The 21,603-nt window shown below is 68.1% G+C and carries 21 protein-coding genes and 4 pseudogenes; 11 read left to right on the plus strand and 14 right to left on the minus strand.

Annotation, left to right across the window (positions count from 1 at the left end):
* Positions 1-41 precede the first annotated feature (41 nt).
* Complete coding sequence (locus tag ACFYXC_RS37315) at positions 42-890, plus strand: helix-turn-helix transcriptional regulator (protein ID WP_389557074.1); 849 nt, start codon at positions 42-44, stop codon at positions 888-890.
* On the opposite strand, the gene ACFYXC_RS37320 is transcribed toward ACFYXC_RS37315, so the two are convergent.
* The 4 genes from ACFYXC_RS37320 to ACFYXC_RS37335 form a co-directional block, all read right to left on the minus strand.
* Positions 816-1,295: a hypothetical protein gene (locus ACFYXC_RS37320; RefSeq protein WP_389557118.1), complete on the minus strand. Its 480-nt coding sequence runs from the start codon at positions 1,293-1,295 to the stop codon at positions 816-818. The genes ACFYXC_RS37315 and ACFYXC_RS37320 overlap by 75 nt on opposite strands.
* Positions 1,195-1,404 (minus strand): hypothetical protein, encoded by a 210-nt coding sequence (locus tag ACFYXC_RS37325; RefSeq protein WP_389557076.1) that lies wholly within the window; start codon positions 1,402-1,404, stop codon positions 1,195-1,197. The genes ACFYXC_RS37320 and ACFYXC_RS37325 overlap by 101 nt, the downstream gene beginning before the upstream one ends.
* 352 nt (positions 1,405-1,756) lie before the next feature.
* Complete coding sequence (locus ACFYXC_RS37330; protein WP_389557077.1) at positions 1,757-2,980, minus strand: hypothetical protein; 1,224 nt, start codon at positions 2,978-2,980, stop codon at positions 1,757-1,759.
* Between the two features lie 60 nt (positions 2,981-3,040).
* Positions 3,041-3,406 carry an integrase core domain-containing protein gene (locus ACFYXC_RS37335; protein WP_389557120.1) on the minus strand — a complete coding sequence of 122 codons (366 nt, stop codon included), beginning with the start codon at positions 3,404-3,406 and terminating at the stop codon, positions 3,041-3,043.
* Between the two features lie 450 nt (positions 3,407-3,856).
* Between ACFYXC_RS37335 and ACFYXC_RS37340 the strand changes: the two genes are divergently transcribed.
* The 4 genes from ACFYXC_RS37340 (at position 3,857) to ACFYXC_RS37355 (ending at position 8,755) form a co-directional block, all read left to right on the plus strand.
* Positions 3,857-5,362 (plus strand): Y4yA family PLP-dependent enzyme, encoded by a 1,506-nt coding sequence (locus ACFYXC_RS37340; protein ID WP_389557079.1) that lies wholly within the window; start codon positions 3,857-3,859, stop codon positions 5,360-5,362.
* Complete coding sequence (locus ACFYXC_RS37345; protein WP_389557081.1) at positions 5,359-6,696, plus strand: pyridoxal-phosphate dependent enzyme; 1,338 nt, start codon at positions 5,359-5,361, stop codon at positions 6,694-6,696. The genes ACFYXC_RS37340 and ACFYXC_RS37345 overlap by 4 nt, the downstream gene beginning before the upstream one ends.
* Positions 6,697-6,699: 3 nt before the next feature.
* Positions 6,700-7,908, plus strand: a complete 1,209-nt coding sequence (locus tag ACFYXC_RS37350; RefSeq protein WP_389557083.1) for an aminotransferase class V-fold PLP-dependent enzyme — start codon at positions 6,700-6,702, stop codon at positions 7,906-7,908.
* Between the two features lie 79 nt (positions 7,909-7,987).
* Positions 7,988-8,755, plus strand: a complete 768-nt coding sequence (locus tag ACFYXC_RS37355) for a class I SAM-dependent methyltransferase (protein ID WP_388925777.1) — start codon at positions 7,988-7,990, stop codon at positions 8,753-8,755.
* Between the two features lie 44 nt (positions 8,756-8,799).
* Here ACFYXC_RS37355 and ACFYXC_RS37360 read toward each other — a convergent pair whose 3' ends face one another.
* The 5 genes from ACFYXC_RS37360 to ACFYXC_RS37380 form a co-directional block, all read right to left on the minus strand.
* Positions 8,800-9,204 (minus strand): GNAT family N-acetyltransferase, encoded by a 405-nt coding sequence (locus ACFYXC_RS37360; RefSeq protein WP_389557085.1) that lies wholly within the window; start codon positions 9,202-9,204, stop codon positions 8,800-8,802.
* 350 nt (positions 9,205-9,554) lie between these two features.
* Complete coding sequence (locus ACFYXC_RS37365; protein WP_389557087.1) at positions 9,555-9,986, minus strand: Fur family transcriptional regulator; 432 nt, start codon at positions 9,984-9,986, stop codon at positions 9,555-9,557.
* Positions 9,987-10,047: 61 nt separating this feature from the next.
* Complete coding sequence (locus ACFYXC_RS37370; RefSeq protein WP_389557089.1) at positions 10,048-11,223, minus strand: GTP-binding protein; 1,176 nt, start codon at positions 11,221-11,223, stop codon at positions 10,048-10,050.
* A 4-nt stretch (positions 11,224-11,227) separates the two neighbouring features.
* Complete coding sequence (gene rpmF, locus ACFYXC_RS37375) at positions 11,228-11,398, minus strand: 50S ribosomal protein L32 (protein ID WP_388925702.1); 171 nt, start codon at positions 11,396-11,398, stop codon at positions 11,228-11,230.
* 108 nt (positions 11,399-11,506) lie between these two features.
* Entirely contained in the window at positions 11,507-12,337 is an 831-nt protein-coding gene (locus ACFYXC_RS37380; protein ID WP_389557091.1) for a class I SAM-dependent methyltransferase, read from the minus strand.
* 36 nt (positions 12,338-12,373) lie between these two features.
* On the opposite strand from ACFYXC_RS37380, the gene ACFYXC_RS37385 reads away from it, so the two are divergent.
* A complete protein-coding gene (locus ACFYXC_RS37385; RefSeq protein WP_389557093.1) occupies positions 12,374-12,862 on the plus strand; it encodes a hypothetical protein in 489 nt (162 codons plus the stop codon).
* A 140-nt stretch (positions 12,863-13,002) separates the two neighbouring features.
* On the opposite strand, the pseudogene ACFYXC_RS37390 reads toward ACFYXC_RS37385, so the two are convergent.
* Positions 13,003-14,001: pseudogene (locus ACFYXC_RS37390) on the minus strand (IS1380 family transposase); the annotation flags it as partial.
* A 47-nt stretch (positions 14,002-14,048) separates the two neighbouring features.
* On the minus strand, positions 14,049-14,816 hold the full coding sequence (locus tag ACFYXC_RS37395) for a GntR family transcriptional regulator (protein WP_389557095.1): 768 nt from the start codon (positions 14,814-14,816) through the stop codon (positions 14,049-14,051).
* Positions 14,817-14,914: 98 nt separating this feature from the next.
* Here ACFYXC_RS37395 and ACFYXC_RS37400 point away from each other — a divergent pair, with 98 nt between their 5' ends.
* The 4 genes and pseudogenes from ACFYXC_RS37400 (at position 14,915) to ACFYXC_RS37415 (ending at position 18,633) form a co-directional block, all read left to right on the plus strand.
* A complete protein-coding gene (locus ACFYXC_RS37400) occupies positions 14,915-15,448 on the plus strand; it encodes a YbhB/YbcL family Raf kinase inhibitor-like protein (RefSeq protein WP_389557096.1) in 534 nt (177 codons plus the stop codon).
* Between the two features lie 33 nt (positions 15,449-15,481).
* Entirely contained in the window at positions 15,482-16,378 is an 897-nt protein-coding gene (locus tag ACFYXC_RS37405) for a hypothetical protein (RefSeq protein ID WP_389557097.1), read from the plus strand.
* 800 nt (positions 16,379-17,178) lie between these two features.
* Positions 17,179-18,386 (plus strand): annotated as a pseudogene (locus ACFYXC_RS37410) (IS110 family transposase).
* Positions 18,387-18,492: 106 nt separating this feature from the next.
* Positions 18,493-18,633: a hypothetical protein gene (locus ACFYXC_RS37415; RefSeq protein WP_389557122.1), complete on the plus strand. Its 141-nt coding sequence runs from the start codon at positions 18,493-18,495 to the stop codon at positions 18,631-18,633.
* On the opposite strand, the pseudogene ACFYXC_RS37420 reads toward ACFYXC_RS37415, so the two are convergent.
* Positions 18,624-18,824, minus strand: a pseudogene (locus tag ACFYXC_RS37420) (transposase); the annotation flags it as partial. The gene ACFYXC_RS37415 and the pseudogene ACFYXC_RS37420 overlap by 10 nt on opposite strands.
* Positions 18,825-18,925: 101 nt before the next feature.
* Here ACFYXC_RS37420 and ACFYXC_RS37425 point away from each other — a divergent pair.
* Positions 18,926-19,905, plus strand: a pseudogene (locus ACFYXC_RS37425) (IS5 family transposase).
* A 19-nt stretch (positions 19,906-19,924) separates the two neighbouring features.
* On the opposite strand, the gene ACFYXC_RS37430 reads toward ACFYXC_RS37425, so the two are convergent.
* Both ACFYXC_RS37430 and ACFYXC_RS37435 read right to left on the minus strand, forming a co-directional pair.
* The gene (locus ACFYXC_RS37430) at positions 19,925-20,491 is read right to left on the minus strand and encodes a snapalysin family zinc-dependent metalloprotease (RefSeq protein ID WP_389557099.1); all 567 of its coding nucleotides are present in this window, start codon (positions 20,489-20,491) and stop codon (positions 19,925-19,927) included.
* Positions 20,492-20,922: 431 nt separating this feature from the next.
* On the minus strand, positions 20,923-21,483 hold the full coding sequence (locus tag ACFYXC_RS37435; RefSeq protein WP_389557101.1) for a hypothetical protein: 561 nt from the start codon (positions 21,481-21,483) through the stop codon (positions 20,923-20,925).
* Positions 21,484-21,603: the final 120 nt, after the last annotated feature.

The raw sequence follows: 21,603 nt of genomic DNA on the forward strand, positions 1-21,603 counted from the left end.
GGACCACCCTCACGGGCCCCCGCCGAAGCCATACTGGGAAGATGGACGATCTCGCGGGCTTCCTGCGGACCCGGCGTTCCCGGGTCGACCCGGCGGCCGCCGGCATCCCCACCGACAGCCGCCGCCGGGTCGAAGGGCTGCGCCGCGAAGAGGTCGCGCACCTGTCCGGAGTCAGCGTCGACTACTACGTACGCCTGGAGCAGGGCCGCGCGACCCAGCCATCCGAGCAGGTCCTCGACGCCCTCGCCCGCGTCCTCGACCTCGACGAGACCGAACGCGGACACCTCTACCGGCTTGCCCGACAGCGCCGCCACCACGCGAAGGCACCGAGCGGACGGGTCCGGCCGGAGCTGCTGCGCGTCCTGGACCTGGTAGGCGACTCACCCGCGCTGATCATGAACCACCGCACGGACGTACTCGCCGGGAACCGCCTCGCCAAACTCCTCTACGGCCGCCCGATGCCGGGCCTGAACACCGCCCGGCACATCTTCCTCGAGGAAGCCGAGCGCGGCCTGTACGCGGGCTGGGAGAACTGCACTCTCGACGCGGTCGGGCACCTGCGCCTGGCCGCTGGCAAATATCCCGAGGATCCCCGCCTGGCCTCACTCATCGGCGAGCTGGCGATGGGCAGTGAACGCTTCCGCCGCCTGTGGGCCCGCGCGGACGTGCGCGCCCGCACCCATGGACGCAAGGCATACCGGCACCCTCTGGTCGGACTGCTGGAACTGCACCAAGAGAATTTCGCGCTGCCGAACGAATCGGGCATCGAGCTACTGGTGTTGTTCGCAGCCCCCGCCAGCCCTGCCGAGGACGGACTACGCCTGCTCGCCAACCTGGGCACTGACAACGGCAATACACATCCCCCAGTGAACGCCGAGATCCGCGAATAACTCAACGCTACCCACCGCCTGTACATCTCTTCTCCTTCTGTTCGATGCATCACAATTCTTATGGTTGCCTGATGTTGGGGCTATTGGCGCTGTTTGGCCCAGGCGGTGGCGGCGTGGTGCATGGCGTGTGTGTCCAGTCGTCGGGGGCGTCGTGTTGGGTGATCGTTTCCCACACTCGTGCTTGTGCGTGGGCGAAGCCGTCGATGGAGGTGGTGAGGGCGGTGTGCCAGGCTGGGTGCGGGTGTACGCGTGTTTCGGCCTGTTCGGGGGCGTGGCCGGCGCACTGCCCAGGCGCCGGCACAGATCACGACGCAGGGCCTTCGGCGTCGGGGAGGCCACCGGCACCTCGGCCAGCCCGGCTGCCGGCTTGTCCCGGACCAGCCGGTAGCCGACTTCCGGGAACAGGCACATCGCGAGCAGGACGTAGATCCCGACCCTCGAAGGGAAGATCACGCAACCGTCTCTGCACCGAGCGGGTCTCCGCCAGGACCGCGTCGACCAGCTCGAACGGCATGACGGCCGTCAGCTCGCCCAGATCCCGGGCGCGAACCGGCCCGCGGCCACAGTGACCGTACGGGTGATGGCCGTCACCGGGGCCGGCAGGACATGATGAAAGGGCAACGGAGCTCCTCAAGTACAAGCTGTCTTGGACGACTGCCTGTACCAACGAGCTCCGTTGTTCTTGCGCCGAAAATCCTTCAACTGGCTTGCGTGACCTGCGAAAACGTTAATTGCCCGGCTTGGGGGAAGGCCCCGGATTATCGCCGCCATCATGGCTGCAGCCCGTCAGGCCGACTGAGAGCCGTCGGGGCGTCCACGCGCCAAATGGCGAATGGCCCGCCCTCAACCCAGATTCCGAGTCACGTTCAGGATCTGCTGGTGTTGCCCCGGCTCGTGCAGGCGCAGGACGGCGCGCAGAGATCCGCGGCGTCCAGCAGGCGCTGAAGGGCCTTCTTGGTCGCGTGCCGGCTGCGCAGTGCGTGGTAGCGCTCGGCGAAGGCTTCGCTGGTGCTCTCGCGGCCTGCGAGCGTGGACAGGTCCCCCAGTAGCCGAACGGCGGCGGGGTAGTTGCGGCCTTTCTGGTGCGCGATCATCTCGGTGATGCGGCTCCACGCGGCCTCGGGATCGTCCTGGATGGCGGTCAACCGGCGTTGCTGGGCAGCATGAGCGCGTTGACGTTCGGCTTCCTCGCGTTCGGCTTCTTCCCGCGCTTCGCGGGCGAGGCGCCCGGCAGTAGCTGTGGGCACGGCAGCTCGGAGCTGGGCAACGGTCCGGCCGGGCTCGCGAGGGGGAACGTCCGGGTGGGCCAGGCGGAACCGTCGGCGCAGGTCAGCGACAGCGTGGTGATCCTCGTCGTGGAGAAGGCGCACCAGCGTGGCGTCCTTGTCCGTCTGAGGCAGCGTGCTGATCCAGGACTCATACACGGCGCGGGTGGGTTCGGGTTCGGCGTGGGGGAGAGGTGAGGACGCTGCGGTGATCAGGTCGGGGTCGACGCGCAGGAAGGCGGCCAGGTCAGTGAGGGAGTCGGGAAGGGCGGCGAGGCCGGCGGGAAGCGGGGGCTCGACATCGTCGTCGTTGAGTTCGTTGTTGTTGAGGCAGAGGAGCCAGGCCAGGTAGAGCAGACGCATGTCCCCGGCCGCGACGTCGAGGCGTGCTTCGGCGATCGAGGGAAGCCATTGCTCTTCGCGGTCGGTGTCTGCGTGGTCGTCGAGGCCGAAGAGGTCGTTGAAGTCGTCGAACTGCCCGTTCTCGTCATCGGAGACCAGCGTGATGAGGACGTGTTTGCCGTGCTGGCGTGCGTCGGCCGATGCGCCGGTGCAATACCTCGCTGCTGTGTGCAGCGGGAGTTGATCGGCGGGCCATCGCAGGATGACCTTGCGGTAGCCCCAGTTCGCGAAATAGAGGTGGGCGTCGTAGAACTTCTCCATGAGCCGGTCGCAGCTGCCCTTGAAGTCGCCCCACTGATAGCTGTTCACGAACGTGGTGCGGGTGAGAGCGGCGCGGGAGGTCAGCTTGCGGACCTCGGCGACCTGCGCGTCGGTCAGGGGCCGGTCGACGGCAAGGAACTGATAGTGCTGGTACTCGGACATCGTGGCTTCCGCCTCTGTGTACGCTTCGGGCTCGATCCGACGCCGACTGGGCGTTCGCGTTCAGTTTGAACCGCTCCGGGATCGGTGGAGGCTTCGGACTGTCCCGAGTTGGGTGGAATCGGGTTGCTTGGCTTCAGCCGCCGGTTGGGACTGGTTTCGAGCGTAGTGGTTGGTCTCATGCTCGCAGGGTGGGATGTCTCCGATCGCGGTGTGGAGGCGCTGGTTGTTGAACCAGTCGACCCATTCCGCGATGCCGAGTTCGACGTCGGCGAGGCCGCACCGGGGCCTGCGGGGCTTATCAACTCTGTCCTGTAAAGGACGATCTGGGATTCCATGAGCACGTTGTCCAGGGCGTCGCCGAGGGTGCCGATTGAAGTGTCGATACCCGGCTCGAGGAGGTGTGCGGTGAACGTGACAGACGAGTATTGAACAGGTTCAACCAGTCGTAGCGACACTCCTGATCAAAGAGGTGTGTTGTGGGACGACCAGCAAGTTGGATGACGGAGTTGACGGGTCGGTCACCGATGAAGTCGCCGGAACAGCTCTCGACTCGACGCGAGGTCGAGCGGTCGTTCTGGGGCGAGATCGCCAAGGGCCTGACCAGTGAGGATGGGGCGGTCGCTGTCGGAGCTGCGCCAGCGGTGGGAACGCGGTGGTTCCGACATCACTACGGACCTCTTGCGGCTCGTGGGGTGACGAGTGGGCCCTCGGGCTGATCCCTGCGCTGCCCGCTTGTCGTGGCGCGCTTTGGGTCCGGGGCGTGGCTGGAGGAGGTCACGGCCGAAAGACGCTTAACGGCGCCTGTAGTTGGAAACGACTATCAAGACTGATCATCGGGACGATGACGCGATGGTCGCCTGACGCGGGAGGTACTTCGTGAAGGACGCGCCCTTGTATCTGAGGCCGCGGGTAGATCCACCGCTCGCCTCCCTGCTGGGGAACGCGCCGTTCCTGCACTCCCTCGTGGACGCGCTGGGATCGCCGTTGAATGTGCTGCTCCCGGAGATCGTCGCCGCGAACGCGGAACGTTTCCAGTCCGTCTACCGCCGTCACCGCCTGGCCGGGCGGGTGTACTTCGCGCACAAGGCGAATCGTTCCAGCAGCCTGGTGCGCAGGCTCGCGGCCTGCGACCCGGCCGCCGTCGGCATCGACGTGGCCTCCCTGGCAGAACTGCGGCACGCGCTGGGTTGCGGCTTCACCGGGGACCGGGTGATGGCCACCGGCCCGAAGGATCCCGAGTTCCTGTGGCTGGCCGCCCGGGTGGGCGCGACGGTGAATGTCGACTCGCTCGCCGAGCTGGAACAACTGGCCGGTCTGATACAGGAGTACGGACTGCGCAGGACGGACGTGCTGGTACGCCTGTCCGGGTTCGAGGCGGACGCCGGAACCGCTGGCGCGGGCACCCGGGTGCTGTCACGCCGCAGCCGGTTCGGAACGCCGGTCGCCGAGGCGGACGAACTGTGGGCGGCCCTGGAACGCCATGCGGACAGTGTCGACCTCGTCGGCCTCGCCTACCACCTGGACACCACCGGCCTTGACGAGAAGAGCCGGGCCCTGGAGCACTGTGTGCTACTCATGGACGAGTGCCGCGCGCGGGGCCTCGCGCCACGCGTGGTGGACATCGGCGGTGGCTTCGGGGTCGGCTACGTCGAGCACGCGGACGACTGGGAGCGCTGGACGACCGCGTTGAGCGAGGCGGTCCTCGGCACCCGCCCGCCCCTGACCTGGCGCGGCCATGGCTACGGCCTGCGCAACGAGGCCGGCACGGTACGGGGCAGCGCCGCTCTCTACCCCGCCCATCGACCTACCGCCGGACCCGACTACCTCGACGAACTCCTCTCCCGGCCCGCTCCCGCCCTCGGCCGGCCGCCCGCCACCCTGCTCCTGGAACACCTCCACGACCTGTACGTCGAACCCGGTCGCGCCCTCGTCGACCAGTGCGGTCTGTCGCTGGCGAGGGTGCTGGAGGTGCGCCCCCTGGGCGACGGCCCGGACCGGTACCTGGTGCGGGTCGGCATGAACGCGGGGGACGTGAGCCTGGAGGAGCACGGCGTCCTGGTCGACCCCGTGCTGCTGCCGTGCGGCGGCCCCGCGCATGAGACCGCGGACGACGGACCGGTCGGGGTCCATATCGTCGGCAACCTCTGCCTAGAGGCCGATCTGATCACCCGCCGGCTGGTGTTCCTCTCCCGCCTGCCTCGTGTGGGTGACCTGCTCGCCTTCGTCAACACCGCCGGTTATGCCATGGACTTCCACGCTCACCACGCGCAACGTCAGCCGACGGCCCGGACGGTTGCGGTCACGGAAGAAGGTGGCACCTGGCACTGGCGCCCGGACGAGGACTACTGGCCGCTCACGCACCCGCAGGGAGTGCCGTCATGAGGTACGACAGCATCACGGAAGCCATCGGCAACACGCCGCTGGTTCGCATCGACCCGTCCGTACACGGTCTGCGCCACATCGACCTCTACGCCAAACTGGAGATGCTCAACCCGTTCGGATCCGTCAAGGACCGGCCGGCCTGGCACATGGCCCGTCCCCACCTGGAGGGCGCGACCGGCGGTGACGGGACGGTCGTGGAACTCTCCAGCGGTAACACGGCCAAGGCCCTCGCCCTGCTCGCCGGGATGCACGGGCTGAAGTTCAAGAGCGTGACCAACCGGATGCGCGTTCCGGAGATCAAGGAACTGCTCCTGCTGCTCGGCGCCGAGATCGAGGAACTGCCCGGACAGAGTGAGTGCCTCGACCCCACCGACACCGACGATCCGCTCACCCGCTTTCACCAGGCGCTCTCCGAGCCCGGCAGTACTTATCTGCACACCGACCAGTACTTCAACCCGCGCAACGTCGAGGCACACGCGGCCGGGACCGGGCCTGAGATAGTCAAGGACCTCGACGGGCGGGCGCCGGACTGGTTCGTGGCCTGCGTCGGCACGGCCGGTTCCTCCACAGGCGTCGCCCGTGTCCTGCGCGAACACGACCCCGACGTACGGGTTCACGGACTGGTCGCCGACAAGTCCGACTTCATTCCCGGCATTCGCACCATCGACGAGGTGCACCAGGTCGGCCTGTTCGACCCCGTCACCTACGACTCCCTTGCACCGGTCACCTCGCAGCAGGCCATCGACGGGATGGTCACCCTGATCCGCCGCTGCGGGCTGCTGTCGGGACCGACCGGCGGCGCCGCCTATCAGGGAGCCGTACGCCACCTGGCATCCGTCGACGCCGAACTGGACGGCACCGGCCGTCGCCAGACCGCCGTGTTCATCGTCTGCGACCGGGCCGAGAGCTACCTGAGCTATGTGCGTCAACGCCGCCCGGAGCTCCTGGGCAGGACGCGGCGCGGGCCGTCCCTGTCGTCGCTCGGTGCCGACGAGGCCAGGGCGGAGGCGAGAGCGGTCGACGTCGACGGAGCGCGGCACTGGATCGCGCAGGGGGAACCCCGTCCGATGGTGGTGGACCTTCGCGGTCCGCATGCCTACGCCGCCCTGCACATCGAGGGCTCGCTCAACATCGTCGACGAACTCTTCGAGGAACTGGTCCGGGGAGGGCTGCCGTTCAGCAAACGCACCCCGGTGCTGCTCGCCTGTCCGGTGGGGGAGAAGTCGCTGCGCTATGCCGCGCTGCTGTCCCGCATGGGCCACCCGGACGCCAGGAGCCTGGCGGGCGGGATCGTGGCCTGGCGGGACGCCGGCGCACCGCTGGTGAGGGAGTGAACCATGCTCGAGGAGACCTTCGACGACGTCCGTTCCTGGCAGCAGGACCTGAGGGCGCAGTTCCCGATCGTCACCGCGCATCCGGACCTGACGTATCTGGACAGTGCGGCGACCTCGCAGAAACCGCGGGCCGTCCTCGACGCCGTCGGGACATACCTCACCACGTCCAATGCCAACGCGGGCCGCGGCACCTATCCGTGGGCCAACCGCACCACGGAACTGGTGGAACAGGCCCGTGAACGGGTCAAGGAGTTCCTGGGGGACCCGCATCCGGACCGCTCCACCGTCCATTTCACCAGCGGTACCACCGAGGGCCTGCGCACGGTCGCCCGTGACTGGCTCGTGCCGTACCTCGCCGACGGTGATGAGATTCTCGTCCCGTTCGCCGATCACCGGGCCAACCTGGAACCCTGGCTCGAAGCCCGGCGGCTGCTGGCCGATCGCGGTGTCGACGTAGGGGTGCGGGGCCTTCCCCACCAGGCGTCCTCCGGAGACTACGACCACCGCGCCCTCGCCGACATGGTGGGCCCCCGCACCCGGTTCGTCGCGGCGACCCATGTCCACCATGTCTACGGCGGTGACATGAACGTGCACCGCCTGCGCGCCGCCGTCGGTCCCGACGTGCCGATCTGTCTGGACGCCGCGCAGAGCGTCGGCCACCTCCCCGTCCGGGTCGGCGACCCGGACCTCGACGTCGACTTCGTCGTCTTCTCCGGACACAAGGCGATGGCCCTGCCCGGCACGGGAGCGGTGTGGGCGCGCAACACCCGAGGGCCGGTGCTGCGGCCCGAGGGCTGGCAGGGCACCCCCAACACCGCGGGCATCGTGTCGCTCCTGGCGGCGCTCGACTGGCTGGGCGAGGCGGGGCCCGAACGGATTGCCCGTCATGTGACCGAACTGGCCACTCGCCTGACCGACGGTCTGCACCGCCTGGGGTTCTACGAGATCCTCGGCTGTCCCGCCAGCCTGGCTGCAGACAGCGCTCTGCCGTCGTCCCAGCGCAGACACGGCATCGTCACCTTCCGGCACCCCGGCATCCCCTCCGACGACCTGGGCTTCATCCTCTACAGCCACGGCTTCATGGTCCGGGCCGACAGCCTCTGCCAGGCCGGTACCGATGACGAGGAGGGGTCCGTACGAGTCAGCCTGCATGTCTACAACACGGACGAGGAGATCGATCGCCTGCTGACCGTTCTGAGTGCACTGGAGTAAACGGCTATTGATAACCGTTTCCACCTGTAGATTGTGGGTCAGTCGTGACAGGTGAGGGACGAACGAGGTGGCACGGTCAGTGGGCGTGAGCATGGGAGCGGCCGATATGTGGGTGGAGCGCTGGGAGCGGCAGCAGCAGCGCTACGCGGTGGACCGCGAGGAGCGGTTCGCGGTGATCGCCGATGTAACAGAGCATCTCTGTGCCGGTCGCGACCGGCCGCTCCTGCTCGACTTGGGCTGCGGCCCCGGTTCCCTGTCCGCCCGGCTCGCCCGCCGTCTGCCGGACGCGGAGATCGTCGCCGTCGACATGGACCCCGTACTGCTGGAGTTGGGGCGTACGCATTACTCCGATGCCGCCCGGTACGTGGACGCGGTGATCGGAGAGGACGGCTGGACGGATGCGCTGCAGCTCGACCGCCGGCTGGATGTCGCTGTCTCGACCACAGCCCTGCACTATCTTCCCGCCTCCGTGCTGCTGCGTACCTACCGCAGTCTCGCCGCCCTGCTCCGTCCCGGCGGCGCGCTGATCAACGGCGACCACTTTCCTCCGGACGGGTCGCCCTGCTCTGATCTGACCGCCCACGTGGGACGCCGCCGTGTCGAGCGGACCGGTGCACACGGGCACGGGGACGAGGACTGGGAATCCTGGTGGCAGGCCGTCGCTGCGGACCCGGAGCTGACCGATCTGTTCGCGCAGCGCGAGAGGAGCCGCCCGTCCTCGAGCGACGGCAACCAGCACCTCTCCGTGGGCCGTCACACCGAACTGCTCCGGCAGGCGGGTTTCGGCCACGTCACGCCGGTGTGGCAGGTCGGGGACAGCTGCGTGCTGGTGGCCCTGAAGGACTGAACGCGTTTCTCACACCGTCGCTGGGTTCTGCCGGTGAGCGGCGTTCACAGTGCGAGACTCATAAGAACCTCGTCACGGTCCTCCCCGGGCGCCAGGCGCAGCACCCCCGGCCATCGGCCGACCTCTGTCCATCCGACCCTGCGGTAGAAGTGTTCCAGACCCAGCCCCGCTCTCGCCGTGAGCTTGAGACGTTCAAGGCCCATCTCCTCCCGTGCGACATGACGGACACGGTGCATCAGCGCGGCACCGATGCCCAGACCCTGGAGCTGGACCTGCGTCTGGACGTGGTTGACCACGCCGCAGTGCTTCTCCAGCGGGTGTGCCTCGCGGCGGACGACCAGCCAGCCTGCGAGTGCGCCGTCGAGTGTGGCCGTGAGCAGCCGGCAGCGTTCGGGGGCCAGGCCGTCCGCGAGGCGGTCCACGGCTGCTTGGACATCGGCCGGTGTCACGGGCGGCAGTGGGCAGTCCGGTGGAATGACCGCCCCGCCCGCGTTGACCACCGCCGCCCAACAGACCGACAGTTCCCGCCTTAGCGGGTCGGTCAGTTCGGACGGGCGGGTGAACTGAGTGAATGCGGGCGCAGCGACTTCGGGGGATGTCACAGGGAAGAGGTTGTCATGGCGCCCGCCGTCGTGCCGCCGCATCGGCGGGGGAGTGAACGGAGTCACTGGGCACGACTCGGCCTGCCGTTCGGGCTCGCGGGAGAGCATCGGCTGTTCGGTCAGCCCGCCGATCGGTCAAGCCCCCGATGACCGCGCGTACCACACCTGGATCCGTGATCGGGCGCGGCGCGGGCGTATCAGGTGCCGATCCGGCCGGCCTCGTGTCCGGCGCGGCAACTGTCGCATATTCCACTCAGTCCGAGTGTGTGGTCCACGTCGTGAAAACCGGTGACGCGCTCGACCTCGGCCGCCCACCGCTCGACCTCATCGGAGTCGACGGCGAGACTGAGGTTGCACTGTCGGCGCAGAAGGTAGTGCCGGTGTCCTTCGGCGGGACGGGGCCGGTAGAGGCGTTCACCGTCGCCGTCGCGCACCATGTCCACCTGACCCGCTGACTCCAGCAGGTGCAGGGTGCGGTAGACGGGGGTGAGACCCACCTCGACACCGTCCGCCGTGAGTGCCACGTGCAGGGTCTGGGCCGAGGTGAAGCCGTCGCAGGCGGTCAACGCCGCCAGCACGGCGGCGCGTTGCCGGGTGGAGCGCCACTCGCCCCGGGGCGTTCCATACATGGAGGTGCCCCCGTCACGGTGGTGGGGGGGCGGCCGGACGGCCCGGCCGCCCCGCGTCGGATCAGACGACCTTCGCGATGGTGAGGGTGCCGTGTTCGGCTTCGTGTTCGCACACCTCTCCGGTGTCCCAGCCGGGGAACGGGTCGAACACGGGTATCGGCTCTCTCTCGGCCATGAGGCAGCCCTCCAGGGCGGTACGCAGCGAGTCCGCCCGCAGGCCGACGCCGATGAACACCACTTCCTGGGCGTACGGCATGTCATCGTTCCGTGTGCCGGAGGGTTCGAAGCGGGCGACGGAGCCGGCCTGGGACCACAGACCGCTCAGGCCGTCGCGCCCGGCCAGGACGAAGAAGCCCTTGGAACGCAGCACACGGCCGTACGTGCCGCTGTCCAGGTCCTGGATGACGAAGTCCCAGAGCCGGCCGGGGTGGAAGGGGGCAGCCGACCGGAAGACCATGGAGGAGATGCCGTACTCCTCGGTCTCGGGGATGTGGTGGCCGTTCAACTCCCGTACCCAGCCCGGTGCCTGCTGCGCACGTTCGAGGTTGAACCTCCCGGTCTCCAGGACGTCATGGGCGTCGACCTGGCCCCGGACCGAGGAGATCAGCCGGGCCTGGGGATTGAGCCGGGTCAGCACTCCGCGCAGCCGGTCGGCCTCGGCGTCGTCCACCAGGTCCAGTTTGTTGAGCACGAGCACGTCGGCGAACTCGACCTGGTCGATCAGCAGGTCGCTCACGGTGCGCTCGTCGTCCTCGTAAGGGGCGAGTCCGCGTTCGGCGAGGTCGTCGCCGTCCGACAGCTCGGTCAGGAAGTTGGCCGCGTCGACCACGGTGACCATGGTGTCGAGGCGCGCCACGTCGTCCAGGACCGCGCCGTCGTCGCGGGCGAAAGCGAAGGTGGCTGCCACGGGCATCGGTTCGGAGATGCCGCTGGACTCGATGAGCAGGTAGTCGAAGCGGTCCTCCCGCGCGAGCCGGTCGACTTCCTCCAGTAGATCGTCCCGCAGGGTGCAGCAGATGCAGCCGTTGGTCATCTCCACCAGCCGCTCCTCGGTCCGGGAGAGCGCGGCCTCACCGCCGCGCACCAGCGCGGCGTCGATGTTGATCTCGCTCATGTCGTTGACGATCACCGCGACACGCAGACCCTGGCGGTTGGTGAGGACATGATTGAGCAGGGTGGTCTTACCGGCGCCGAGGAACCCCGACAGCACGGTGACCGGGAGGCGTCGGGACCGCATCCCTTCAGCCCTCCGGGCGCAGCAGGCCGCGCCGGTATGCGGGGACGAGGTGCTGCGGGACCCGGTGGGTCACGCCGTCCACGGTCACGTCCACCAGGCGAGGCGTCCTCGCCTTCCACTGGGCCCGGCGGTGGCGGGTGTTGCTGCGGGACATCTTGCGCTTGGGAACGGCCATGACGAGGGTCCTTTCAACAGGAACAGGAACAGGAACAGGAACAGGAACAGGAACAGGAACAGGAACAGGAACAGGAACAGGGAACGGGGCGATCGGGGCGATCGGGTGTTACGGAAGCCGCAGGAGGTTGAACCGGTACTCCTCGGCCTGCGGCAGACGCTGGGCGGCCAGACCGGAGAGCATCTCCCGGTAGGCGCGGGGAAGGCGGTCGCTCACCTGTGACGGCAGCCCGGTGACGCCGCAGGAAGCGAGCACCTTGGCCCCCGGGCACCAGGCGGCGATCTGGTTCGGGTCGGCGCAGGCCCACTGCATGCGTGCCTCGACCTTGCTGAGCGCGTCGTGCTCGTCCTGGGCGCCGACGATTTCGGGGCCGGCGGTGTCCAGGGCGAGCAGGGCTCCGCCGAACCGGCCGACGATACCGGTGACCGAGTCAGGGACGTCGTCCTCGGCGAGGAACGGGAGGACGGCTTCGGCGGCGAAGAAGTACGGTGCCGTCGACGAGGAAGCGACCGTGTCGCTCCAGGACATGTCAGTCGCGGAGGCGGCGATCGTCGTTCTTCGCGAGGTGTCGGTGAAGAAGGACCGCCGTACGTCGATGACATCGGGCAGGTCCATTTCGAACCAGCGCGCCTGGCCGTTGTCGATCCGCTCGTAGCGTGTGTTCAGCCCGGCACCGAGTTCTACCACCGTACTTTTGGGGCAGCGGATGAGGAGATCGGACACCCAGCGATCGAACAAGGTGGTGCGTAGCACGGAGCCCACCAGACTCGGCAAACCGTCGAAGCGGGTGAAGTCGTAGTCGATTGCGGCGACGATCTCCTCGGCCCGGGCATCGCGCAGCGCGGGATCAGGTTTGCGATTCTCCACTGCACGCGCGTACAGGGGGATGAGGAGTGTCTCCTGCACCGTGCCCAGGGACACCTCGCGCCGTGCCGTCATGGCAACCTCCGGTGAGGGGTGGAACCACGACGCTACATGAAAACGGTGTTCATTGTTAATTGCGGTCTAGTCACCGATCGGTGGTTCAGAGCTGCTGCCAGATCCGGGACAGTGCCGTTGTGGTCTGCACTCACCGAGAACGGCGGCGACCTCCAGGCAGCCGTCGACCGCATCGCCGCGACCATCCACCGCGTCGAAAGCGAATTCGACCACCACGCCACCACGCTGCGCGCCGGCCTCGCAGGCGACGACACCGGCCTCCGGGTCTACCTGGATGCGCTGGAGGCGATGATCGCCGGAAACCTGGAATGGTCCTACCTCACTCCCCGCTACAACGGTCGCGGCCACCGCTGGAACGGGCTCACCGAAGCCGCTGTCGTCCTCGCCCCCGACCGCACCCTGTACCTGCCTCTTGAGGCACTCCCAAGCCGGACACGGGAGCGAGAGCGCCCCTGCCTAAAAGTGGCAGCCACTGAGGACATCGAGAAGGACGTGGGGTACCCCACGGAGCAGGAAATGGGATAGCCGACGCGGTCTGGGGAGCCTGAGATGACGAAGCGGCTGCCGTGTCCGCCCGCTCCGGGTCCGTTGGAGGCGTACGCCGCCCGATTCGATGATCTCTTCAGGACGTTGGCTCAGCGTCGGGGGTTTCGTGAGTATCTGGCCGGTCTGTTGCTGCCGTTGGTGGCAAAGCACGTGACCCGCATGCCATCCGCGTCGGTGATCCTCAACTGGGCTCCGGGATGCGGCCGTTCCTTTCGAACGATCAGCCGCATGCCCTTCGGCCAGCCCTGACGGATGTCGCCGGCCAGTTCGGCGGCCCACGCTCCGTCGCGGACCTCGCCGCCGGTCTCGAGGGCCGGGGTCCAGGCCGATGCCGGGATTCTCAGGACGTGCTGGTGGATGGCTGCCGTGATCACCATGCCGACGGAGTGGGACAGCCAGCGTACGAACTCGTGGGTGCCTCCCGCGGAGTCGCAGCGGATCAGGGTCTGCCGCCCGCGCCGGAACCTTCGGCAGTTGGTCAGGGTGAGGCGGGTGGCCTCGATGGGGTCGGCGGGAGTGCTCGAGCCCGCGTTCCCGGGCCTGAGCAGAGCGGCGACGGGTTCGCCGGTCCCGCCCGGTCCGTGGTCGACGAATCCCATCAGCGGGTGGTGACCGTAGGTCTTCTCCCAGATCGAGTTGGCATCCTGCTTGTCGGAGTGGGAGACGACCAGGACTCCGTCCAGATCCACGATCACCTGCTCACCAGTGTTCGGTGCCCGATTGCCGGCCAACGTCCAGGCGTGTTGGCGTACTTCGGATCGCGCGGAGCGGATCGCGGTCAGTGCTTCCTTGCCCGCGGTGGCGAGGATGTCGACCAGAGGTGAGACCGTCGGGTCGGAGGCGTCCGGCCCGGACACGGCCGGCTCGGCCCGCAGCATCGCGATGTCGGCGAGGCAGTCCCCGCCGAGCGCGACCGCCACCGCAAGATCCACGAGTACCTTGCCCGGGTCATGGACGGCCCGCGGTTTCCGCCAGGGGGCGAGTGCTGCGGATATGGCCTGGCTGAGGCCGGTCTTGCGGACCGTTTCGACCAGCAGGACCGAGCCGGCCTGCGAGACCACGGCGCGGCCGTCATCCCGGACAAGGACATGGGGATACGGCCCGAGAGGCTGCTGCACCTGGAAGGTGGCTCCGACAGGGGCGGGAACAAGGACCTCAGCAATTCTTACTCTCGCTGGTCAGGGGCACTTTCTGCTTGCTTGATCACCTGCTGGACCGCACGCTTCATGAAAGCGCGAGGCCGGGTGGCCTTGCCTGAATCGTCGGTCAGAGCAGCCGCGGTCAAAGTGAGGTGCTGGACCAGGACCGCTGCTGCGGTGTCGGCGTCGCGGGCCAGCACCGACTCTTCCAGCCTGCGGTGTTCCTCGACGCCGTCCCGGTCGGGGTTGCGGTGCGCCGACCAACGGCGGGCCAGCTCGCTCTCGGTCCACATTCGGTCGAAGGTCTCCAGCAGTGCGCGGTTGCCACACCCCTCCAGCAGCGTGCGGTGGAAGGCTCTGTGGGCTTCGGCCCACGCGGCGGTGTAGTACTCACCCTCCTCCGGCGCGTATGGCGGAGTGCGCACCAGACGATGGTGGGCGGCCCGCACGCGGGCCTCCCAGTCGACATCGCCGCGCTCGATGGACATGCGCAGTACGACCGGTTCGACGGTCCGGCGGGCTTCCGCGATCTCCTGCCAGCGGCGGTCGGAGAAGGACGGGACGGCGAAACCGCGGTTGGGCAGCCTGTCGGCCAGCCCCTCGCCGACCATCCGCACGAGCGCCTCGCGCACCACCGCCAGGCTCACGCCCTGTTCCTTGGCCAGGACCTGCGGCTTGAGAGGGGCGCTAGGTGGGTGGTCCCCGCGCATGATCGCGTCTCGTAGGTGTGCGTAGACCTGCTCGGAGAGCATCTGCTTCCCCGGCAGGGGCGAGGAGTGCGCCGTCTGAGTCATGAGCCCATCCTAGACGATCCCGCAGATAATCGATTATCCGTGTTACTGTCGATTGTGTAGTCGATCAGGACCCCCTCGTCCGGAAAGGAACGACCCCTGTGCTTGCCAACGACCCCTTCGCCCGTCTCCCCCAGGCGGCCTCGTTCACCGTCACCAGCACCACCGTCACCGACGGCGCCGCGTGGCCGCCCGAGCAGCACTCCTCCGGCCTGCCCGGCGGAAAGGACACATCTCCGCAGCTGTCCTGGAGCGGCGCCCCGGACGGCACCAAGAGCTATGCCGTCACCGTCTACGACCCCGACGCCCCCACCGGGTCCGGGTTCTGGCACTGGGCGGTCGCCGACATCCCCGCCACGGTCACCGAGCTGCCCGAGGGGGCCGGCGACGACACTGGCTCACAACTACCCGAAGGCGCCTACCAGCTGCCCAACGACGCCCGTGTGGCCCGCTACATCGGCGCCGCCCCGCCGGCCGGCCACGGCCCGCACCGCTACTTCGTCGTCGTGCACGCCCTCGACATCCCCTCGACAGGCGTCCCGGCCGACGCCACACCGGCCGTCCTCGGCTTCACCATGGCCGGTCACACCCTTGGCCGCGCGGTGTTGACCGCTACCGCCGAAACACCCGCCTGACCGCGCCACACAACTCAGGGAGACACCACCGCCATGCACCTCGACACCCTTCCCGCCTCCGCCCGTACCGGCGATGGCCCGATGGACCTGAACGCCGTCCGTGACGTCAGCCGCGCCGTCAGCGCCGCTCACCTGTTCATATATCTCGTCCCCGAGACCGCCGAGGAGGCGGCCGAGCTCGGCGTGACCGACCGCGGGCCGGCGTATCTGGCCTTCCGGTCGGCAGCGATGGGCGCAGTTCCGTGGCGGGTCACCCTCGCGGCCTTCTACAACTTCAGTCCGCGGGCAGCGCAGGCCATGGCGGGCGTATGGGACGCCGCGCCGCCCGAGCGGTGGCAGGCCGCCCGCTTCCTGTCCGCCGGCCGGGCGATGCGGCGCGTTGACGTACATCTCATCGACGACCACCTTGCCGAGGCGCGCTCGCTGATCGACCCGGTCGTCGCCCGTGCCGACTACGCCGGCAAGGTGCTGGCCGCCGCGAACGCCTCGGTCGTACTTCCCCCCGATCCTCTCGTCGCCCTCTGGCAGCAGATCACGGTGGCGCGCGAGTGGCGCGGCGACGCCCATCTCGTCGTACTCGCCGACAACGGCCTCGGGCCGTGCGACTGTCTCGTTCTGCACACCGCGACCGGCCGCCTCCCGACAGCTCTGGCGCGAGCGACCCGCCGGTGGGACGACGACGAGTGGAGCGCGGCGACGGCACGCCTCGTCGCGCGCGGCTGGCTCGACTCCCATGGCGTGATCACCGACGCCGGCACTGCGGCGCGCGAGCGAATCGAAGTGGAGACAGACGAGCACTGCGCCGCGCTATGGGCACCGATCGGCAACGCAGGCGCCCGCCGCTTCGCCTCGCTCATCGCACCGATCACCGACGCGTTCACCGCAGCAGGGACGTTTCAGGCCGTTCGCGGACAGTCTGATCTCGCATAAACGGTCCCTTGTGGGAGCAAGACCAACAACCGGCCTTCGGGGCCCGCTCGGCACTCGGAGCCGTTCTCCTTCGAAACGGGGGAGTGACCCCCGTGTGAGACTTGCATTGTGTGAAATCCGGGTTCATGACGGACCCTCAGCAGACCTCGCCAACCGACCGGTCGGACGCGGAAGACATCGAACAGCACGCGTGTCCGAAGTATGACGCGCAGCCCGGCTCGCCGTGCCGCTCGCGCGGCGGAGCGGTCGCCTCCGCCTACCACACCCGCCGCCTCACCCTGGTGCCCCGGCTGAAGAAGGCGCTGGGTGCCTACCCCCGCCGACCGCGGCCCGGCGCCCTGCCGCCGACACCAGTCGATCCGGACCTGCCGAGCGCGGACATCCGCATCGGGTACGCGAGATGCTCGACGCTCGGGCAGGAACTCGACTCCAGCTCGACGCGCTCGCGGGGTACGGCATCCCGGGGGACAAGATGTTCAGCGAGAAGATCAGCACCCGAGTCCGCGTACGGCCGAAGTTCGAGGAGGCGCTGCGGACCGCGTGGGAGGTCAAGGCGCACGCTCCCGCACTGCCGGGTCGTCTTCTCCGTGCACGAGATGAAGCGGCTCGGCCGCAATGGGGCTCCCGCCCTTCGGCCCCGGTATGACTTGATCCCCCAGTCGATGATGCATTGGCAGACCGCTGATTAGAGGCACGAGCGCTGATCCCCTGCGGGGCGAGGCAGGCTCTTCGTAACGTGGCTGTCGGCACGCTGATGCCGCAGGTGAGGCCGGGGAGAGAGCAACACGGGAGCAACGGTCATGACCACTGACGGTGGCATCGACGTCTACCTCGGTCTGGATGTCGGCAAGGGCGAACACCACGCCACCGCCGTCAGCCGGGCTGGAAAGAAGGTGTTCGACAAGCCGCTTCCCAACAGCGAGCCGAAGCTGCGAGAGCTGTTCGAGAGGCTGCAGGCCAAGCACGGGACGGTGCTGGTGGTCGTCGACCAGCCGGCTTCTGTCGGGGCTCTTCTCCTGGCAGTCGCCCGCGATGTGGGCTGCCCAGTGGCCTACTTACCCGGCCTGACGATGCGACGGATCGCTGATCTGTATCCGGCGAGGCCAAGACGGACGCCCGTGACGCGTTCATCATCGCCGATGCCGCCCGAACGATGCCCCACACCCTACGGACCCTCGACCTCGCCGACGAGACAGTCGCGGAACTGGCCATGATCACGGGCTTCGGCGACGACCTGGCGGGCGAGTCCACCCGAATCGCCAACCGGCTCCGTGGCCTGCTGACCCAGATCCATCCGTCCCTGGAACGGGTCCTGGGTCCGTGAATCCGGCATCCGGCTGTGCTCGGACTGCTGGACCAGTTCGGCTCCCCGGCCCGGATCCGCAAGGCAGGAAAACGACGTCTGGTTACGCTGATACGGCCGAAGGCACCTCGCATGGGCGAGCGATTGGTCGACGACATCTTCGCCGCACTCAACGAGGAGACCGTCGTCGTCCCCGGCACCGACGCGGCCGCGCTGATAGTGCCCAGCCTCGCAAGCTCACTCCAGACAGTGCTTGACCAGCGCAAACTCCTCGCCGCCCGGATCGAGAAGCTCCTGGACGCCCACCCTCTTTCCGCGGTCCTGATTTCGATGCCCGGCATCGGGATCAGGACCGCGGCCCGCATCCTCGTCGACGTCGACGTCGGTGACGGCAGCGGCTTCGCTTCGGCAGGACACCTCGCCGCCTACGCCGGCCTGGCACCTGTGACCAGGAACTCCGGCTCGTCCATCCGCGGCGAGCACCCCGCGAAACGCGGCAACAAACAAGCACAGCGGGCTTGCTACCTCGCCGCGTTCGCCTCACTGTCCCAGCCCGAGTCACGCGCCCACTACGACCGCAAACGACGCGCGGGGAAGCACCACGTCGCCGCCCTCATCGCACTGGCCCGCCGCCGCATCGACGTCCTCTTCGCCATGCTCCGAGACGGCACCTTCTACCAGCCGCCCACACCCGCTACAGCTTGACGAAAGCCACAGAGGCACCTTTTCCTCGGTCAGGGCCTGTTCGAGAGCGTCCAGGGTCTCCCCGGCGACCGCCAGGCATGCCGATTCATGATGGGCCCACACGACCGTGGAATCCACACTGACCAGTTCCAGCCCGACCTGTCCGCGTGCGGCCGCCTCGACGATCAGGCCGTCCCTCAACGCCTGGAACACCCCGGCCTTCGACCAGGCGTTGACCCGTGAGTACACCCTGGACGAGGGCCCGTAGCGCTCCGGGACATCACGCCAGCCGCTGCCAGTACGGAACCTCCACCACACCCCGTTGAACTGGTCCCGCACCCATCGCGGCAGCGGACCCGTCGCCGCCACCGGCAGACGAGCCTCGATCAACTTCCACTCGGCATCCGTCACACAAAACGCGCCACACGCGGCTTCTACCAGCCCGGACCAGCACACCACCGAGCATCAGACTCCGAACAGCTCCTAGGGCCTGTGTGATGTCGTGATCAGCTGCAGGGTTCTGGCCTCTTCCTGGGATGGAATCCGGCAGGACTGGGGTCGTGACACGCCGGGCAACTCACCACTGCCCAGTGGAAGTTCATCGAGCCGTACCTGCCGATCGGTAGGTACGGGCCGTATCCGGAGAGGTTGCGGGAGCAGTCTGAGGGTGTGATCTGGCGGTTCCGCTCCAGTGGGCAGTGGCGGGAGATGCCTGCCGAGTTCGGCCCTTGGGCCACCGTCTACGGACGCTTCCGTGTGTGGCGGGACGCCGGTGTCTTCACGGCCCTGTTGGGAGGCCCGATTGCGAAGGGGGCCCAGGTGGGTAGAACGGACTTGTCGCTGGTCAGCGTGGACTCCACCACGGTCCGCGCCCACCACGACGCCACAGGGATGCGGGTCACCAAGCACCTCATGAAGGCCCTGGAAGAAGCCGCGCAGGAGCAGGAGGCAGCCCGCCAAAAAGGGGCGGCACGGAAGAACAGAACGGACAGGCCGAACGCCGACGCATCCGGCGCAGACGCAAGCTCCGTCTGAAGGAAGCCCTGCTCTGCAGGTCCGGGGGCGGACTCACGGGCAGGATTCATCTCGCCGCGGACCGCAGATGTCGTCCGCTCGCGCTGGTTTTGACCGCCGGGCAGGCCGGGGACAGCCCACAGTTCATCCCCGTGCTCGCGAAGGTGAGAGTCCGGCTGCCGGTCGGCCGTCCCCGTACGACGCCCGACGCGGTCGCCGGGGATAAGGCGTACTCGTCTCGCGGCAACCGCGCTTACCTGCGCAAACGCGGAATCAAGGCCGTCATCCCGGAGAAACGGGACCAGGCCGCCAACCACGAGAAGAAGGGCGCACGAGGAGGCCGACCCATCAGCCACGACGCCGATCTCTACAAGGACGGAACACCGTCGAACGTCTGATCAACAAGCTGAAAGCCTGGCGAGGCATCGCCACCCGCTACGACAAAACCCCGGACAGCTACCTCGCTGGCCTCCACCTCCGCACCGCCATGATCTGGATCGACGACTTGGTGAAAACCATCGATTGATCACGACATCACACAGGCCCTAGTCGTCCGTCGGGGGCGGCCACCCGGGCACCGGGTCGCCGACATCATGGGCGGCGAAGAACGATGCCACCTCGGCAACCTCCTCGGCGTCGGGCTGAACGCTCACGCATTCAGGGCCGGCCCAGCCACCCGACATGATCTTGGAGCAGGGGCTGCCCGGGCCTAGGTCGGCCATCGACAGTATGTGTCCGAGCTCGTGAACGGCGATACGGGTGGGTTTGTAGACCTGGGCGTCGCCGGTTTCGAGGTAGACCCAACCTCGGCCCAGGCCATTCACGTAGACATGTGAACCGGTACCGGTCGCGGTCGTGTATTCCTTGACCCGCAGGGCCGACGGGGTCTCCTGCTCGACGAACTCGATACCCGGAACAGCCTCGTTCCAAATGTCGATCGCATCGCGCACGGCATTCGCGTAGGAACCGGCCAGAAGGAGATCGATGGGAATCGTCTCAGGCTCCGGCTCCGCTGCGCCCGCGGGGGACGTGGCACCCACCACGACCGCGCCGACGCAGGCCAGGGCCGATAACAGGCTCAGTATTCGGCGAGGCAATTCCAGGACCTCCATGATCACTTCTGATGTCCGGTCGATCGCGGTCCGGACGTCGATCCGATGTCGCTGCAGAGCGGGAACCTACTGGAGGGCGCCGATTTTGACCATCGTGACAGACCGTACAGCGGTGACAAAGTGCCCAGACGGGCTGGCTGTACAGGGATTCCCTGGGCGGCGGCACTTCCGGCTGATGGCGCCAGCGTAGGAGGCTCGGGAAGGGCGGAAAACGGGGCAAACCCACGACGCGTAGGGGGATTTCCGTGCAATATCCGACAGGTGTCGACGTGGCCCGATAGGTCTTGGACAGCTGGCGCCCGGGGCGATGGGATCGGAAACGCCATCGCGCCGGGATTCTCCGGCGGGTGAGCCGGACGACGGCCCGTTGTCCACGCTGCGGCTGCTGCTCACTCGCCAGGCGGTCGCCGGGTGGCGGGTGTCGGTGTTCCTCAGTCCAGTACGAAGGTGCCGTCTGCGGTTGCCGCAAGGTCGGCCCCGAGGGCGGCTGCCGGTGTCCAGGCTCCGGGCTTGCCGACGCCACGGGCCAGCAGTTCCGTGAGGGTGGGGGTGACGTCAGCCGTGAAGTCCATGCCGTCGCCGGCGCGGAGCCACCCCTCATGCCGGGTGCCGTCCGCCCACTCGACGGCAGCGTGTCCCCAGGAGTAGTTGCGCGGACGGGGTGTTGTGGTCTTCACCGTGGTCCGGCCGAGCCGGTCGACGGCGAGGCGTCGCAGGGCCGAAACGGACAGCAAGCGGCCGAGCAGCGGGAGCAGGGCACGGATCAGCGGAGCGGTCGGCACGAGAGCCGAAGTCGCGGTGACGAATGGTGCTCCGCTCGCTGCGTGCGCCGCGAGGAGCTCGCCGGACGAGGCGCCTGCCGACTTCGCCGACTCACCGTCCGGGAAGATGATTGGCTGTGGGTCAGCGCCGAGACGTGATGTGATCAGCTGCCCGTTCTCGTACCGCTGTCCGCCGGCGGTGAGCGCGTAGGTCCGTGCGCTGTATGGCAACCTCGTCTGCTCCGGCGGCGAGGGCACCGCCGGCCTTTGCGCGAGCAGCGCGAGCAGGGGCCGAGTCTGTGGGTGTGCTGTCAGGAGACCTTCCATGCAGAATGCATGTGCACAGGTGAC

The organism is Streptomyces sp. NPDC002701, assembly GCF_042889045.1.
Lineage (GTDB): Bacteria > Actinomycetota > Actinomycetes > Streptomycetales > Streptomycetaceae > Streptomyces.